Source organism: Candidatus Methylopumilus rimovensis (genome assembly GCF_006364615.1).
Lineage (GTDB): Bacteria > Pseudomonadota > Gammaproteobacteria > Burkholderiales > Methylophilaceae > Methylopumilus > Methylopumilus rimovensis.
This window is the reverse complement of record NZ_CP040986.1, coordinates 728,971-746,416: the sequence shown is the minus strand read 5'-3', so window position 1 is coordinate 746,416 and position 17,446 is coordinate 728,971. Positions and strand designations below refer to the sequence as shown.

The 17,446-nt window shown below is 36.4% G+C and carries 16 protein-coding genes; 13 read left to right on the top strand and 3 right to left on the bottom strand.

Annotation, left to right across the window (positions count from 1 at the left end; translation table 11 throughout):
* Window positions 1-10: 10 nt before the first annotated feature.
* Window positions 11-1,987, bottom strand: coding sequence for an acetate--CoA ligase (gene acs, locus FIT61_RS03805; protein WP_139883937.1), 1,977 nt, complete (start codon window positions 1,985-1,987; stop codon window positions 11-13).
* Window positions 1,988-2,154: 167 nt separating this feature from the next.
* Between acs and FIT61_RS03800 the strand changes: the two genes are divergently transcribed.
* Together FIT61_RS03800 and FIT61_RS03795 are read left to right on the top strand one after the other, a co-directional pair.
* Entirely contained in the window at window positions 2,155-3,864 is a 1,710-nt protein-coding gene (locus FIT61_RS03800) for a PAS domain S-box protein (RefSeq protein ID WP_139883348.1), read from the top strand.
* Window positions 3,865-3,877: 13 nt separating this feature from the next.
* A complete protein-coding gene (locus FIT61_RS03795; protein ID WP_139883346.1) occupies window positions 3,878-4,516 on the top strand; it encodes a response regulator in 639 nt (212 codons plus the stop codon).
* On the opposite strand, the gene FIT61_RS03790 is transcribed toward FIT61_RS03795, so the two are convergent.
* Both FIT61_RS03790 and FIT61_RS03785 read right to left on the bottom strand, forming a co-directional pair.
* Window positions 4,502-5,365: a DMT family transporter gene (locus tag FIT61_RS03790; protein WP_244925177.1), complete on the bottom strand. Its 864-nt coding sequence runs from the start codon at window positions 5,363-5,365 to the stop codon at window positions 4,502-4,504. The genes FIT61_RS03795 and FIT61_RS03790 overlap by 15 nt on opposite strands.
* The gene (locus tag FIT61_RS03785) at window positions 5,362-6,480 is read right to left on the bottom strand and encodes an aromatic ring-hydroxylating oxygenase subunit alpha (protein WP_139883344.1); all 1,119 of its coding nucleotides are present in this window, start codon (window positions 6,478-6,480) and stop codon (window positions 5,362-5,364) included. Before FIT61_RS03785 ends, FIT61_RS03790 begins: the two co-directional genes overlap by 4 nt.
* 279 nt (window positions 6,481-6,759) lie before the next feature.
* On the opposite strand from FIT61_RS03785, the gene FIT61_RS03780 reads away from it, so the two are divergent.
* The 11 genes from FIT61_RS03780 (at window position 6,760) to FIT61_RS03730 (ending at window position 17,378) form a co-directional block, all read left to right on the top strand.
* The gene (locus FIT61_RS03780) at window positions 6,760-7,251 is read left to right on the top strand and encodes a urate hydroxylase PuuD (protein WP_139873476.1); all 492 of its coding nucleotides are present in this window, start codon (window positions 6,760-6,762) and stop codon (window positions 7,249-7,251) included.
* Between the two features lie 66 nt (window positions 7,252-7,317).
* On the top strand, window positions 7,318-8,496 hold the full coding sequence (locus tag FIT61_RS03775; protein WP_139883342.1) for an aspartate aminotransferase family protein: 1,179 nt from the start codon (window positions 7,318-7,320) through the stop codon (window positions 8,494-8,496).
* A 22-nt stretch (window positions 8,497-8,518) separates the two neighbouring features.
* Window positions 8,519-9,442 (top strand): ornithine carbamoyltransferase, encoded by a 924-nt coding sequence (gene argF, locus FIT61_RS03770; protein ID WP_139883341.1) that lies wholly within the window; start codon window positions 8,519-8,521, stop codon window positions 9,440-9,442.
* A complete protein-coding gene (locus FIT61_RS03765) occupies window positions 9,435-10,649 on the top strand; it encodes an argininosuccinate synthase (protein WP_139883339.1) in 1,215 nt (404 codons plus the stop codon). The genes argF and FIT61_RS03765 overlap by 8 nt, the downstream gene beginning before the upstream one ends.
* Window positions 10,650-10,659: 10 nt before the next feature.
* Entirely contained in the window at window positions 10,660-10,971 is a 312-nt protein-coding gene (gene ppnP, locus FIT61_RS03760; RefSeq protein WP_139873472.1) for a pyrimidine/purine nucleoside phosphorylase, read from the top strand.
* Window positions 10,972-10,999: 28 nt separating this feature from the next.
* Complete coding sequence (locus tag FIT61_RS03755; RefSeq protein ID WP_139873471.1) at window positions 11,000-11,494, top strand: YajQ family cyclic di-GMP-binding protein; 495 nt, start codon at window positions 11,000-11,002, stop codon at window positions 11,492-11,494.
* A gap of 8 nt (window positions 11,495-11,502) precedes the next feature.
* Window positions 11,503-12,906, top strand: coding sequence for a 3-isopropylmalate dehydratase large subunit (gene leuC / locus FIT61_RS03750; protein WP_139883337.1), 1,404 nt, complete (start codon window positions 11,503-11,505; stop codon window positions 12,904-12,906).
* Window positions 12,907-12,909: 3 nt separating this feature from the next.
* A complete protein-coding gene (gene leuD, locus FIT61_RS03745) occupies window positions 12,910-13,545 on the top strand; it encodes a 3-isopropylmalate dehydratase small subunit (RefSeq protein WP_139883335.1) in 636 nt (211 codons plus the stop codon).
* 23 nt (window positions 13,546-13,568) lie between these two features.
* On the top strand, window positions 13,569-14,627 hold the full coding sequence (gene leuB, locus FIT61_RS03740) for a 3-isopropylmalate dehydrogenase (RefSeq protein WP_139873468.1): 1,059 nt from the start codon (window positions 13,569-13,571) through the stop codon (window positions 14,625-14,627).
* Window positions 14,628-14,646: 19 nt separating this feature from the next.
* Window positions 14,647-15,765 carry an aspartate-semialdehyde dehydrogenase gene (asd, locus tag FIT61_RS03735; protein ID WP_139883333.1) on the top strand — a complete coding sequence of 373 codons (1,119 nt, stop codon included), beginning with the start codon at window positions 14,647-14,649 and terminating at the stop codon, window positions 15,763-15,765.
* A gap of 5 nt (window positions 15,766-15,770) precedes the next feature.
* Window positions 15,771-17,378, top strand: a complete 1,608-nt coding sequence (locus FIT61_RS03730) for a type IV pilus assembly protein FimV (RefSeq protein ID WP_139883331.1) — start codon at window positions 15,771-15,773, stop codon at window positions 17,376-17,378.
* Window positions 17,379-17,446: the final 68 nt, after the last annotated feature.

Genomic DNA, 17,446 nt, shown 5'->3' with positions numbered 1-17,446 from the left:
TTACTTTAAATTATTGAATTGTTTTTTTTAGTTGCTCAAGAATTGATGGGTTATCTAGAGTTGAAATGTCGGATGTAATTTCTTCACCTTTTGCAAGAGAACGCAAAAGTCTGCGCATAATTTTGCCTGAACGCGTCTTGGGTAAATTGTCACCAAATCTAATATCTTCAGGTTTGGCAATAGGGCCTATTTCTTTACCAACCCAATCTCTGAGTTGATTTACTATCGCTTTGGCTTCATCCCCTTCTGGTCTTTTCCCTTTAAGGACTACATAAGCTACGATAGATTCGCCCTTAATTTCATGGGGTTTTCCTACGACCGCGGCTTCAGCCACAAGCGGATTTGATACTAATGAAGATTCAATTTCCATGGTACCAAGTCTGTGACCTGAGACACTTAATACATCGTCGATACGACCCATGATAGTGAAGTAGCCAGTCGTTTTGTCTCTAATAGCTCCGTCACCCGCTAAATACACTTTTCCGCCAAGCTCTTCTGGGTAGTAGCTTTTTTTATATCGCTCAGGATCTCCCCAGATGGTTCGAATCATTGAAGGCCAAGGTTTTTTAATTACCAATAGCCCACCTGTGCCCCATGGTACTTCATGTCCTGCCTCATCAACAATTGCTGCATCAATCCCTGGGAAAGGAAGGGTACAGGAGCCAGGTACTAATGGTGTGGCACCCGGCAATGGTGTTATGACATGACCCCCTGTTTCTGTTTGCCAAAATGTATCTACAATTGGGCATTGATGATGCCCAATTTTTTCGTAATACCACATCCATGCTTCAGGATTTATAGGCTCTCCTACAGAACCTAGAAGACGAAGGCTCGATAAATCATAAGTATCAGGATTAGATTCTTTATTTGATTCTGAAGCTTTAATAAGAGATCTAATCGCCGTGGGCGCAGTATAAAAAATACTGACATGATGTTTTTCTATCATCTGCCAGAACCGTCCTCCATGAGGAAAAGTGGGAATTCCTTCGTAAATAAGTTGAGTAGCCCCCATAGCAAGAGGCCCATAAGCAACGTAAGTATGTCCTGTTATCCATCCCACATCAGCCGTGCACCAGTAAATATCATCTCCTTTGATGTCAAAAGTCCATCGCATTGTATTCATGGCATGAAGTAGATAGCCTGCAGAAGAATGTTGAACGCCCTTAGGTGTTCCAGTCGAACCCGAGGTATAAAGTAAAAAAAGAGGATGTTCAGCATTCACATATATCGGATCACAATCTTTAGATTGATTCTTAATGAGTTCGTGCCACCACACTTCTTTATTTTTTAATTCGATTGCATCATTTGATTTTTTAAGTACCACATTACCAACAACTGACTCACAACCGCCTAAAATAAATGCTTCATCTACTGCAGCTTTGAGAGGAAGTATTTTTCCACCTCGAAATTGAACATCAGCTGTGATAACAAGTTTAGCTTGCGCATCTTTGATGCGCTCTTGAATGCTTTTTGCTGAAAAACCTCCAAATACAACAGAGTGTGTTAATCCAATTCTGGCACAAGCAAGCATAGCTACAACTGCTTCAATACCCATGGGCAGGTAAATAACAACCCTATCACCCAGATTTAGATTGAATGTTTTAAGGCCATTTGCAAATTGACATACTTTTTCATAAAGCTCTTTATAAGTGACATTATTAATATCACCATTATCAGCTTCAAAAATAATTGCAATTTTATTTGGTTGACTGCTTAAGTGCTTATCAAGACAGTTATATGAAACATTTAATTCCCCATCTTCAAACCATTTGTAAAAAGGGGCATTCGAATCGTTGAGTGTTTTAGTGAAAGGTTTTTTCCAGACAATCAACTCACGAGCTAAATTAGCCCAAAATTCCTCATAATTTTTGTTTGCAGCAGTACATAATTTTTCATAAGCCACCATGCCGGAAACATTGGCTCTGCTAACAAACGATTGATCGGGATGAAATGTTCTGTGTTCACTTAAGACTGACTCGATACCCATACGTTTTAACTGAAACCCCATTTAAAAAAGTAAATCTATTATTAGTAGTAATTTATTTTATGTAAAGCAAAAAAATGTGCTTGAATTATTTTCATTATTTAACTCTTGTGATCAAGGCTTTATGTGTGGTAAAAGTCTTTTCATATAATGATTAACACCGAGACATCATGAATTTAAGACTTAGATTAAATCTTTTGATTACGGTACTTTTGCTGGTCTTTTTTATTTCAATGGGTTATACCATCATGAAAGGGTCTAAAGAGTCCATTCAAGAGGGGGTAGAGTCGGCTAATAGAGTGACACTGCAGTTATTAGATACGGTCATCATAAGCTCTGCCCAAAATCCAGAATGGGGTTATACCCACGAGGTCTTAAAGAAATTTTTGGAAGAATTAGGTCATGTAAGAAGTAGCGATATTTATTTATATTCACTACAAGGCGAACTTCTTTATCAATCACCACCTTCTAGATATCGTGCAGATGATTTGCCACCACCCAAATGGTTTTCAAATTCCTTGGCACCTAAAGAGCACATTGATACAAGAACAGTAAGATTTGGAAAGTTGATTATAAAAACAAATCCAATTGGTGCCATAAAAGAATCTTGGTCTAAAATGCGTTACTTTTTTTGGATCACTCTTACATTTTTTATTTTGTTAAATATTTTAGTATATTGGATGCTTGGATTTTGGCTACGACCTCTTGCGCCTATGGTAAATGCTATTAATAAAATGGGGGAAGGCGATTTTGAAGTAAGACTTCCAAATTTTAATTTACCTGAATTTGCAACAATAGCTACAAACTTTAATCGCATGGGCGATTCACTTGAGTCTAAAATTCGTGAAAACCAAAGGCTAGCATTAATTGCTCAACAAACTGCAGACGCAATTCTTATTCATGATCTTCAATCTAAAATATCTTTTTGGAATGCTTCTGCTGAAAAAATATTTGGATATTCCTCAAAAGAAATATTAGGAAAATCAGCCTATATACTCACATCTAAAGCCCATGAGAATGAATTAAGAAAAAACTTTCAATTAATTCATAAAGGAAAAAATATTCATAATATAGAGTCGCAGAGAATTAAGAAGAATGGTGAAGCGGTTAATGTTGCTATATCATTTTCGCCTCTGATTGATCCCATCACCAATGAAATTATTGGTGATATCTGTAGCATGAGAGATATAAGTGAAAAGAAAATTGCAGAGGAATCAAAATTAAAACTTGAAGAAAATAGAAAATTTACTCAATTAATTCAAAGTCATATTGAAGATGAAAGAAGAAGTTTGGCAAGAGAGCTTCATGATGAGTTAGGGCAGTATGTATCTGCTATTAAAATATTTGCATCTAACATATCAAATAAAGCTAAAAAAATATCACCCGAAATAGAGAAAAATGCAGATTCTGTGATCTCCGCAGCTAATCAAATATACGATGGCATGCATAGCATTATTAAACAGCTAAGACCAAGTGCGCTTGATAACTTGGGTTTGGCTGAAACTCTTAAAGACACAGTAAACACCTGGCAAAAACAATATCAAGATTTAAAAATTCATTTGTCAATCAAGGGCGATCTTAATGGCTTAAATGAAACTTTAAATATAAATATTTATCGAATTATTCAAGAAGCAATGAATAATGTATTGAAGCATTCAAAAGCTAAAATAATTGAAATTAATTTGGTTTTAAATAAAAAGGGTCTTTTGGAATTGAATTTTAGAGACGATGGTCAAGGTATGGACCTTAAAAAAGTAGATCAAACAAAAAATTTTGGTATTTTGGGTATGCAAGAGCGCATTCAATCTTTGAATGGTTCGTTTGAATTAATTTCTAAAAAGAATCAAGGCACACAGATTTTAATTTCTGTGCCCACTTAAAAAGGATGAAAGATTGAGTCAAATTAAGATATTACTTGTCGACGATCATGCCGTAGTTCGTATGGGCTTTAAAATGCTGATCGAAGCTGAAGCAGATATTAAAGTTATAGGAGAGGCTGAAAGCGGCGAAGTTGCCGTTAAACTATTTCAAGAATTAAAACCTGACATTATTGTCATGGATATTACGATGCCAGGTATAGGAGGGCTTGAAGCCATCGATCGCATTATGGCGAAAGATAAAAATACCAAAATTCTTGTTTTATCTGCTCATGAAGATTCAGTGCATCCTAAGCGAGTCTTAAATGCGGGCGCGATGGGCTATTTAACAAAAAGAAGTGCAGCGGAAGAATTGATCAAGGCAATTAAATCTATTTACCAAGGAAAGCGTTATTTAGAGCCTAATATTGCTCAACAAATGGCTATTACACAATTATCGGGTGAAACGAATCCTGTTGAGATTCTCTCCGATCGAGAGTTTGAAGTCTTTATGGCATTAGCCAAAGGTAAAAGTACAAACGAAATTGCGGATACTTTATGTTTGAGTCCTAGAACTGTAGGCACTCATTTATATAATATTAAGCAAAAATTGAATGCAAATAATTCAGCAGAGATCGCTTTAATTGCTATTCGCTGTGGCTTAATTGATCCTTGATTTTAAGCTAATGTTTGAAGCAATGGCACCGCTTAAAATAATGAGGCTTGCCCCTATCAAATCTTCTATTCTCATTGTTTCGTTAAAATAAAGAAGACTGATAACACCAGAAAAAACAATTGTCAGATAAGACAACGCACCAATCACAAGAGTATTTCCAAGCCTGTATGCTCGTGTCATTGCAATTTGAGCAATGGTGGCTGATAAGCCAAGCGGAATTAATATCCACATATCATCCCACACCAACTTTTGACAATCGTTAAAGCTTATCCATAATCCCGAACCAACTGTTGATACAAGTGTGAAATAAAAGACAGTTCTCCAATCGGGTTCATTAAGTTTACTAAGCTGTATGACATGAATGTAAGCTAATGCTGCACCAATACCTGATATCAAGCCTACTAAACCCGCAAACCAACTTTGCCATTCTCCGTGTGGATCAAGAATTAATAAAGCACCAATAAAACCAATAATGGTACACATCAAAATTGATTTTTTTATTTTTTGGTGTGAGATAAAAGGCAAGAAAAAGCCAAGAAATATAGGTGATGTATAGTTCAGCGTCATCGCAGAGCCTAAATTAAGATGTGCAATGGCATAAAAGAAAAAAGCCAAAGATAAAAACCCTACAACGCCGCGATCAATTTGTTTTCTTAGATGAGGTGTTTTTAATTCCTCTTGACTAATAACGATGTAAATAAAAAGAAATAATAGGCTTATGAATGATCGATAGAATACAAGCTCGACGCTTGAAAAATGGGTAGCACCAATCTTTACAAATGACCCCATGAGCGAAAAAAAGAAGGTCGCTATGATCATCCATAGCATACCTTTTTTTTGGTTTGTCATAGATAGCTAGACATTTCTGTTTGATACCACTGATGAAAATGTTTTAATCCATTTTCTAACGGTTCGTGATATGGACCCATATCTTCTTGTTTGTTTTTAAATAGCAGGCGTCTTCCTTCGTGCATCTTTTCACAAATGACTTTATCTTCTAGCGCTGTCTCGTTATAAGCCGCTTGTTGTGCAGCAATATAATCTTGGTCAAAAAGAATCGTTTCTTCCGGATAATAAAATTCAATAATATTTCTGCAACGATCTGCCTCATCGGGAATAAGATGAGAAACGACAATTACATTGGGATACCATTCGATCATAAAAAAAGGATATATAGTGAGCCAAATTGCACCAAATGCAGGTTTTGAATCGCCACTTTGCTCATTAATCTTTGATTTCCAAAGATCATAAATGGGAGAGCTTACTGAATGATTTTTCTCCCTGAAAGGTACTTTTTGAATAGATGAAAATGATTTAAATTCCCAAGTTAAATCGTCACAGTTCACTATATTGTTTAGACCTGGATGAAAAGCCCAGACATGATAATCTTCAAGATAGACTTCAATAAATGTCTTCCAATTAAAATTGTAATGGTCAATTTTGATGCTATGTAATTTGTAAGATTCGAAATTTAATAAATGATTTAATTGTTTAAACTCCATCGCATCTTTGATATTCAATGAGGTTTGTTTATGTGTTTGTTTGAAAATGAGATCATGGATTTCTTCCACTGGAAATGATTCTAAATTGAGACAAGGCGTTTCTTTAAAATAGGGTGCGCCTTTCAATTCTCCATTAAGGCCATATGTCCAACGGTGAAGAGGGCAAACGATATTTGATGCCGAACCATTATTTTCAAGCATAAGCGCTTGTCTATGACGACAAATATTACTTAATAAATTGATTTTTCCGTGGTCATTTACAAGAATCGCTGATTGATTAAGTGCATCTAAAACTTGGTAATTACCGTGTTGAGGTGCCATTAACCGATGCCCTAAATATTTTGGATATTTATCGAAAATCGCCTTTTTTTCTATTTCGAAAATATGAGGATCGATATAGCTATGAACAGGTAGCTGACTAAAAATCTTAGCTTGGGAATCAACCGATTTGAGTGTCAACATACGTGATTATTAACTATTGGGAAATGTTTTTTAAAATCTAGGGCAATTTTGCCTTAAATAGGTTTTTTTGCAAACTTAATTTACCTTTTAAGCCCGCTATCTTGCTTAAATCGGCTATTTGAGCTACTCTCAGTGTTAGAATATTTATGTATTTTTTTAGAGGAGTTTATAGATGAAAAATCCACTTGATTCAATCTTAGGAACAATCATTTCAGGCTTGGTTCTAACACTAGTACTTTACGTTTTTCTTAAAAACTTTATTTTGTAGGAGTTTAAATAATGGAATTTATACCTGGACTTGCTAGATGGCTTCATATTGTGGCTGGTATTACATGGATTGGTTTACTTTATTACTTTAACCTAGTGCAAATTCCTGCATTAAAAGATGCAGCTGCAGACGGTTCAGCAGGCGGCATTACAAAGCATGTTGCACCGCGCGCTTTACTTTGGTTTAGATGGGCTGCTGTAGCAACTTGGCTAGCAGGCGCTGCAATCTTACAAGAAAATTTTATTAGTGCATTTACCTTGCAAACAGGATACGAGGGTATTGGTATCGGTTCTTGGTTAGGTACGATTATGCTATTTAATGTTTGGGTACTAATTTGGCCAAATCAACAGAAGATTTTAGGTATGGTTCAAGCTTCAGATGATGAAAAAGCTAAAGCACGCAGAGTAGCTTTCTTAGCATCAAGAACTAACTTAATGCTCTCTCTCCCGATGCTTTTCTTTATGGCAAATGGATTGACTCACCGCGCATTAATCGGTCTTTAATTTAATTTAAGCTGAAATAAACGGAGGCTTAAGCCTCCGTTTGTGTTTATAAGTTCGGAAAATTGTATGTCAAAAATGATGGATACCTATGCTAGACAGCCCGTCACCTTTGAAAAAGGTGAAGGTATTTGGCTATGGGCTAAAGATGGTAAAAAATATTTAGATGCCCTATCTGGTGTAGCTGTGAACGGATTGGGACATACACATCCTAAATTAATCAAAGCCATTAATGAGCAAATATCAAGACTCATCCATGTATCGAATGTATACCACATTGCCGAACAAGAAAGGTTAGCAGAAAAACTAACAGCCATTTCTTATATGGACAATGTTTTTTTCTGCAATTCAGGATGTGAAGCGAATGAAGCAGCAATTAAATTAGCAAGGCTTTTTGGACATCAAAAAGGCATTGATACCCCAGAAATTATTGTTATGGAAAAAGCTTTCCATGGACGAACTATGGCAACGCTATCTGCTACTGGTAATCGAAAAACACAGGCTGGCTTTGAGCCACTTGTAGGTGGGTTTATTCGAGCAGCTTTCGATGACTTAGAGGCTATTCAGCAAATTGCGTCAAGAAAGAATAATGTAGTTGCGATTCTTGTAGAGCCTATTCAAGGTGAGGGCGGTATCAATATTCCAAACAATATTCAAAACTACCTCAAAGGCTTAAGAGCAGTTTGTGATGAGCATGATTGGCTTTTAATGTTTGATGAGGTTCAGTCAGGTATTGGTAGAACAGGTAAATGGTTTGCGCATCAACATACCTCTGTTCAGCCTGATGTCATGACGCTCGCCAAAGGTTTAGGTTCGGGTGTTCCGATTGGCGCCTGTTTAGCTAAAGGCAGAGCAAGCAAGGTATTTACACCGGGCAAGCATGGATCAACATTTGGTGGCAATCCATTGGCGACCGCAGCAGGTTTCGCAACATTAACTATTATTGAAGAAGATAAGCTTTGTAGTCATGCATCAAAAATGGGCGCATTAATTAATGAAGAATTTACAAAGCACTTAAAAGATTGTCCTCAAGTAAAAGTGATCCGCAACTTGGGCTTGATGATAGGTATTGAACTTGATCATCCATGCGGAGACTTAACTAAATTAGCTTTAAATGAAGGGCTTCTTATTAATGTGACAGCAGAGAAAGTGATTCGACTTTTACCACCTCTTGTTATTAATGATATGGAAGTAAAAGAATTAGCCGAAAGATTATCTCAAGTGATTAAAAATTTTTTAGCAAAGTAAAGTTTTAAATAGAATTAATTTTATGAAAACAAAACATTTTTTAAGATTTAACGATCTCAAGCGAGATGAGTTTGAATATATTTTCGCGAGAGCAAGTTGGATTAAAAAACAATTTAAAGAATACAAGCAGTATTGGCCTCTTGTCGACAGAACTCTAGTGATGATCTTTGAAAAAGCAAGCACGCGAACAAGATTATCTTTTGAGGCAGGTATTCAACAGCTTGGCGGTTCAGCAATTTATTTAAATACGAGAGATTCTCAGCTCGGAAGAGGAGAGCCTGTTGAAGATGCGGGACAAGTAATTTCAAGAATGTGTGACCTTGTAATGATTAGAACATTTGAGCAGGATATCATTGACCGATTTGCACAAAATTCAAGAGTGCCTGTGATTAATGGATTAACTAACGAATATCATCCATGCCAAATTCTAGCTGATATTTTTACCTACATCGAACATAAAGGTTCTATTCAAGGCAAAACAATTGCTTGGATTGGTGACTCTAATAACGTATGCAATACGTGGTTACAAGCTGCTGAAGTTTTAGATTTTAATGTACATGTTTCAACACCTAAAGGTTATGAAGTTGAAGTCGAGCGAGCAGGCTTGTATGGCGATAAACATTTTGAAGAATTTGAAGATCCTATGGATGCTGCAAAAGATGCAGATATTGTCACAACTGACGTATGGACCAGCATGGGATTTGAATCTGAAAACGAAGAGCGTTTGAAAGACTTTGCAGACTGGCAAGTAGACCAAGAAATGATGTCAGTGGCATCCTCAGATGCTTTGTTTATGCACTGCCTTCCTGCTCATCGAGGCGAAGAGGTGACTGCAGAAGTCATTGATGGCCCTCAAAGCGCAGTATGGGATGAGGCTGAGAACCGCCTTCATGTTCAGAAAGCATTGATGGAGTACCTATTATTAGGAAAAATGAAAAATGAGTGATATTAAAAAAGTTGTTTTAGCTTACTCGGGCGGATTAGACACGTCTGTTATTTTGAAATGGCTTCAAGAAACTTACCAATGCGAAGTCGTTACTTTTACAGCTGACTTAGGTCAAGGCGATGAATTAGAGCCTGCAAGAGAAAAAGCTAAAGCAGCAGGCGTTAAAGAAATCTTTATCGAAGATTTAAAAGAAGAATTTGTTCGAGATTTTGTATTTCCTATGTTTAGAGCGAATACAATTTATGAGGGCGAATATCTCCTCGGTACCTCAATTGCGAGACCGCTTATCGCTAAACGCTTAATAGAGCTAGCTAGAAAAACTAATGCTGATGCTATTTCTCATGGCGCGACAGGTAAAGGTAATGATCAAGTTCGTTTTGAATTAGGCGCGTATGCGCTTAATCCTGACATTAAAATTATTGCACCATGGCGTGAGTGGGATTTACTGAGCCGAGAAAAATTACTTCAGTATGCTGAAAAAAATAACATTGCGGTTGAAATGAAACATAAAAAAGGCGGTAGTCCATATAGCATGGATGCTAACTTATTACATATTTCTTATGAGGGGCGTCACTTAGAAAATCCAGGTGCGGAACCCGAAGAAGATATGTGGCGCTGGACTGTTAGTCCTGAAAAAGCACCAAATGTATCTGAAACTGTCGAGATTAAATTCGAAAAAGGTGATCCAATAAGTCTTAATGGCAAAGCTATGAAAGCGCATGAATTATTAGCTGCGCTAAATCAATTGGGTGGAAAGCATGGCATAGGACGATTAGATCTTGTTGAGAATCGATATGTCGGTATGAAATCTCGAGGTTGCTATGAAACTCCCGGTGGTACTATTTTATTAAAAGCTCATCGAGCGATTGAGTCTATTACATTAGATCGTGAAGTAGCTCATCTTAAAGATGACTTGATGCCAAGATTTGCTTCTCTAATTTATAACGGTTATTGGTGGAGTCCAGAGAGACTTGCATTGCAAACTTTGATTGACCACACCCAAATAAACGTGAATGGCTGGGTTAAATTGAAACTCTATAAAGGTAACGTCACCATAATTGGAAGAGACAGTGAAACAGACTCACTTTTCGATACTTCGATTGCAACATTTGAAGATGATCAAGGCGCGTATGACCAAAAAGATGCAGCAGGTTTTATTAAACTCAATGCTTTAAGAATGAGAATCGCAGCAAAAATTAAAAAATAAGGTGAATTAAATGGCTCAATTTGACAATGTAAGTGTAAAGAAAAAAGCAAATATTTATTTTGATGGTAAATGTGTAAGCCATACTATTCTTCTTCCAAACGGAACAAGAAGTACGATTGGTGTCATTTTTCCAAGTTCATTAACCTTCAATACGCAAGCAGCTGAAGTTATGGAAATTCTAGCTGGACACTGTCGGGTGAAATTGCAAGGCGCTTCTGATTGGACGGAATATAAAGAAGATCAAAAATTTTCTGTGCCTGCAAATTCATCTTTTGAAATTGAGACAACAGATACGCTTCACTACGTTTGTCATTTTGAATAAGTAATTTTATTAAGCAAGGAGATTTCATATGCCATCTTTTGATATTTCATCCGAAGTAAATATGGCTAATTTAAACAATTCTATTGATGTCGCATCTCGAATGATTATCAATCGATACGACTTTAAAGGTACGAGTGCAAAAGTTGAATTTTCAGAAAAAGAATTAACTATTACACTTTATGGTGATTCTGATTTTCAATTAGGCCAAATCAAGGATATTTTATTGCCTGCTATGGAAAAGAAAGAAGCTGATAGCTCCAAAAGACTTGATCCTCAAGATATTCAAACTGTATCTGGAAATAAAGTAAAACAGGTTTTGAAATTAAAATCAGGCATTGATAGCGAACTTGCAAAAAAAATTGTTAAATTACTTAAAGATAGTGGACTTAAAGTTCAGGCAGCTATCCAAGGTGAAAGTGTTCGTGTGTCAGGCGCTAAAAGAGATAACCTACAAGACGCTATAGCATTCGTTAAAAAAAGTATTACTGATTTTCCATTGGAATTTGGAAACTTTAGAGATTAGTTAAACGCATGCAAGCTAAAACACTCTATGAAAAATTATTTGAGAGCCATATTGTTAGAGAAGATGCTGGCACTTATCTCATATACATTGATCGTCATCTTGTTCATGAAGTCACAAGTCCGCAGGCATTTGAAGGCTTAAGAATTAATCATAGGCCTGTATGGAGAAATAAATCCATTCTTGCAGTTCCTGATCATAATGTTCCTACGACAGATCGATCGCTTGGTATTTCTGATCCTATTTCAAAAATTCAAGTTGAAACGCTTGATGAAAATTGTAAGTATTTTGGATTGACTCAATTTCCTATGAATGACAATCGCCAAGGCATTGTTCATGTTATCGGACCTGAGCAAGGAAGTACATTACCAGGCATGACAATTGTATGCGGTGACTCTCATACAAGTACACATGGAGCATTCGGTGCACTTGCAATGGGTATCGGCACTTCTGAAGTTGAACATGTATTAGCTACTCAATGCTTACTCTTAAAAAAATTCAAGACAATGGAAGTGCGTGTAGAAGGAAAATTAAATAAAGGCATTACGGCAAAGGATATTGCTTTAGCCTTGATTGGGAAAATTGGAACAGCAGGTGGCACAGGTTATGCGATTGAATTTACTGGTGAGTCTATTCGTTCTCTTTCTATGGAAGGTAGAATGACGCTTTGTAATATGGCGATTGAAGCTGGTGCTAGAGCTGGAATGGTAGCAGTAGACAATGTCACGATGTCTTATGTTGAAAATAGACCTTTTTCACCTAAAGGTGAAGCTCTTGAAAAAGCAAAAGCTTATTGGAAAACATTACATAGCGATAAAGATGCAAAATTCGATAAAGTAGTCATGCTTAATGGAAGTGAAATCCTTCCGCAAGTTACATGGGGAACTTCGCCTGAAATGGTTGTAAGTATAGAAGGTATGACGCCTGATCCCAAAAATGAAAACGACCCTTCAAAAAGAAAAAGTATTGAGGATGCGCTTGCTTATATGGGTCTCGAACCCAATCTTCCAATCAATCAAATTCAAATTGATAAAATTTTTATTGGGTCATGCACTAATTCGCGTATAGAAGATTTGCGAGAAGCTGCCAACGTTCTTAAGGGGAAAAAAATTGCCCAAAATATTAAGTTGGCGCTAGCAGTTCCTGGATCAGGTCTTGTAAAACTTCAAGCTGAAAAAGAAGGTTTGGATCAAATCTTTATAGAAGCAGGCTTTGAATGGAGAGAGCCTGGCTGCTCGATGTGTTTGGCAATGAATGCTGATAGGTTAAATCCAGGCGAGCGTTGCGCATCAACTTCTAATAGAAATTTTGAGGGTCGACAAGGTCAGGGTGGCAGAACGCACCTTGTAAGTCCATCGATGGCTGCTGCTGCTGGTATTCATGGCCATTTTGTAGATATAAGATCTTTAAATTAATTTATGAATCCATTTATTACTCATACTGGTATTGTCGCCCCTCTTGATCGTGCGAATGTAGATACGGATGCAATTATTCCCAAACAATTTCTGAAGTCGATTAAGAAAACAGGTTTTGGCCCTCATTTATTTGATGAGTGGCGATATCTTGATCACGGCGAGCCAGGCATGGATTTAACTCAAAGGAAAAAAAATCCGGAATTTGTACTAAATCAGACCCCATATGAAAAGGCTTCTATTTTGATTGTGCGAGAGAATTTTGGTTGTGGCTCAAGTCGAGAACATGCACCATGGGCAATCGAAGACTATGGGTTTAGAGCGATTTTAGCGCCTAGTTTTGCTGATATTTTCTTTAGCAATTGTTTTAAAAATGGTTTGTTACCTATCGTATTGCCAAATGAAACAATCGATTTTTTATTTAAATCTATTTATGCAAATAAAGGTTATGTATTAACAATTGATTTAGAAAATCAATTTATTGTGATGCCTTCAAATGAAAAAATAAGTTTTCAAGTAGATGCATTTAGAAAGCATTGTTTAATACATGGATTAGATGATATTGGATTAACAATGCAGCATAGCGAGAGTATTAAAGCATTTGAGCAAGATTACTACCAAAAAAATTCATGGCTACTTTAAATTAGAAAGATTTTTTAAATAAAATGAAAATTGCAATATTACCTGGCGATGGCATTGGTCCCGAGATTACAAATCAAGCGGTTGATGTATTAAAAGCTCTTAATGTGGGCGCAGAGTTAGTGGAAGCTCCTATTGGCGGAGCTGGCTATGAAAAATTTGGCGACCCACTGCCCGATTCAACACTTGATTTAGCAATTAAATCTGACGCAGTTCTTTTGGGTGCTGTAGGGGATTGGAAATATGACACTCTGCCAAGAGATAAAAGACCTGAGCGCGGACTTCTTCGTATCAGAAAAGAACTTAATTTATTCGCTAACTTAAGGCCAGCAATTTTATATCCTGAGCTGGTGGGTGCTTCTACACTTAAAGCCGAGATTGTTTCTAATCTTGATATTATGATTGTTCGAGAATTGACAGGTGATATTTATTTTGGCCAGCCACGAGGTATTCATACAAATGAAAAAGGAGAGCGTGAAGGTATCAATACAATGCGCTATTCAGAATCTGAAATTAAACGTATCGCTCATGTAGCATTTCAGATTGCAATGAAACGATCAAAGAAGTTATGTTCAGTTGACAAAGCAAATGTTTTAGAAACCACAGAATTATGGCGTCAAATTATGATCGACCTCTCAAAAGAATATCCTGAAGTTGAGTTGACACATATGTATGTTGATAATGCAGCGATGCAACTTATTAAAAATCCAAAACAATTTGATGTGTTAGTAACTGGAAATATTTTCGGTGACATTTTGTCTGACGAAGCTTCGATGTTAACAGGGTCAATCGGCATGCTTCCATCTGCATCACTTGATAGTAATAATAAAGGCATGTATGAACCCAGCCATGGTTCAGCGCCTGATATTGCAGGAAAAAATATTGCAAATCCGCTTGCGACCATTTTATCTGTAGCCATGATGTTTAGATATACATTCAGTGACGAAAAAAATGCAAACAAAATTGAGTCAGCAGTTAAGAAAGCATTGAGTCAAGGTTTTCGAACAGCAGATATTTATTCTGACGGGGATAAAAAAGTAAGTTGTAGTGAAATGGGTGAGGCAGTGATTGCAGCTCTTAAATAATTAAAGAATAGGATATTTAATGATTCGAGTGGGCTTTGTAGGTTGGAGAGGTATGGTGGGTTCAGTCCTTATGCAGAGAATGCAAGAGGAAAGTGATTTCAAGGAATTTGACTCAACTTTCTTCTCAACTTCGCAAACAGGAAAAGCAGCGCCATCTTTTTCCGGAAGTCATAGTTCATTAAAGGATGCACATGATGTTAAAGATTTGGCAGCTATGGATATTATTCTTTCGTGCCAAGGTGGCGACTATACATCAGCTATATATCCAAAATTAAGAGATTCGGGATGGGAGGGGCATTGGATAGATGCAGCTTCTACATTAAGAATGGAAAAAGATGCGGTGATTATTTTAGATCCATTGAATGGTGATCTTATTGAATCAGCATTCAAAAAAGGTAATAAAAATTGGATTGGCGGTAACTGCACTGTATCGCTTATGTTATTGGCGCTCGACGGACTTTTTAAGAGAGATCTTGTTGAGTGGGTTTCATCGATGACCTATCAAGCTGCTAGTGGAGCTGGGGCACAAAATATGAGAGAGCTCATTTCGCAAATGGGTACTATTTTTAATCATGCAAAAGACTTAATTGAGGATCCTAAGACGTCTATCTTAGATATTGATCGAAATGTTTCGTCTACGCTTAAATCGCAGGATTTTCCAATAGATAACTTTGGCGTACCTTTAGCAGGCAGTTTAATTCCATGGATTGATAAAGATTTAAATAACGGTCAAAGTAAAGAAGAATGGAAGGGCTCAGCTGAAACTAATAAGATTCTCGGAAGAGAAAATAATCCTGTTGTCATAGAAGGATTATGTGTTCGCATAGGTGCAATGCGGTGCCACAGTCAAGCTTTAACAGTTAAATTAAAAAAGAATATTTCCTTAGAAGAAATTAATGAAACTATAAGCAATGCAAATGCCTGGGTTAAATTAATACCGAATGAGCGTGAAATCTCAATGAAAGAATTAAGTCCTGCAGCAGTTTCAGGTAAGCTTTTTATTCCTGTAGGGAGAATTAGAAAGCTTAATATGGGTCCCGAATATATATCAGCTTTTACTGTCGGCGATCAATTGCTCTGGGGAGCGGCAGAACCACTTAGACGTGTTTTAAGAATACTTATTAAATCCATTAAATAAAATTTATGAGCAAACAAATTAAAAAGTTACTTTTATTATTCGTATTCTTATTTCCGCTGATCGGGCAAGCATTGCAGTTAGGCAAAATTGTGGTCACATCTTCACAAGGTCAGCCTTTAAACGCAGAAATTGAAATGATGTTGGCGCCAGGTGAAGATGCATCAAAGCTTCAAACATCGCTAGCTTCAAAAGAGAATTATGAATCGCAAGGTATAGAGCGACTTCCTATTCATAATAATATCTCTGTTGAATTACAAAAAAATGAAAGAGGACTCACAGTTCTAAAATTGAAAAGCACTCAGCCTGTCCCAGAACCATTTTTAGATTTACTCATTCAAGTGGACTCTGCTAAAGGAAGAAATTATCGTGAATATACGGTACTTCTTGATCCGCCAGAAACCCCTATTATTCAACAAGAGAAAATTGTGGCCGTCGACAAGACAAGCCCACCTCTAATGAATGACAAAAAGGATATGAAGGAAAGTATTGAAAAAAACAAAGCTGCAATTGAAAAAGAAGTTAAAATCAGTCCTAAATCTTTAGAAAAAAATAAATCATCTGATTTTTCTGCAAAATCAATTACAGTTAAATCTGCAGATACTATTTACAAAATTGCCCGTGAAAATAAAATACCAGGCATTACAACTGAGCAGATGGTGATAGGTATTTTCAATCTTAATGAACTTGCTTTTACAAATAAAAATATTAATGGTTTAGAAGTTGGACAGAAAATTGTTTTGCCGACAAAAGATGATTTTATGAATTTAAGTCATGCTAAGGCGATGGCTGAAATTAAAATTCAATCTGCACAGTGGAATAAATTTAGCTCAAAAACAGCTGAAGCAGTTGCGGCCAGTCCAAAAATTATTTCTCCAAAGCCTGATGCACCAGTCACCCCTGCAACTGTTGTTCAAAGTGAATCAATTACACCAGCACCCCGTATTAAATTGACCGGAGATACATTAAGTGTTGATAAGAACAGTAAAGAAGTCGTTCAAAAAGAAATTAATCAAATTAATGACGATAAAACAGCATTAGAGAAAAACATTAAGGATGCCGAGCAAAAAATTGTACTCTTAGAAAAAGAACTTGCTGATGCTAAAAAAATATTAGCTGTTTCTAATCAAGCTTTATTTGAACTTCAAGAAAAGTCGAAGCAAGTCAATCAAACTAAAGATTTGGCTAACAAAGCCCCCGTGGTCGAAACAAAACCAGATTTAAATTCACTTATTAGTAAACCTAACGACTTAGATGCAAATAAAAATGAGGTTACACCGCCTGCTGATACAACATTTAAATCGTCTATCTCAGATGGCCCAATCGATGAAAATGCAAGTGCACAATTAGCTTCAGATAAAGAAGTTTCTAGCGTCTCATCATCTAGCGGATTATTTATTTTCTTAGGCGTTCTTCTTGCAATTTTAATTATGCTTTTTGTTTTTAAAACAAAAAAACAGCAGGAACAAAAAGAGCTTATTGATTATATCAATACGGATGATGATAAGCTTGAAGTGTCTTCAATTAAAGGAGAGAGCGGTGTAGATGAGGTTAATTTGTCAGGTATTGAAATTAATTTATCGGATAAAGATCAAAAGCCAACTCATCTTGATTAAGCAATTAAATTATTGTGCATGCATTAGTTAAATTTGTAGCTGTTTTGTGTGCTTTATTGCTTATTAAT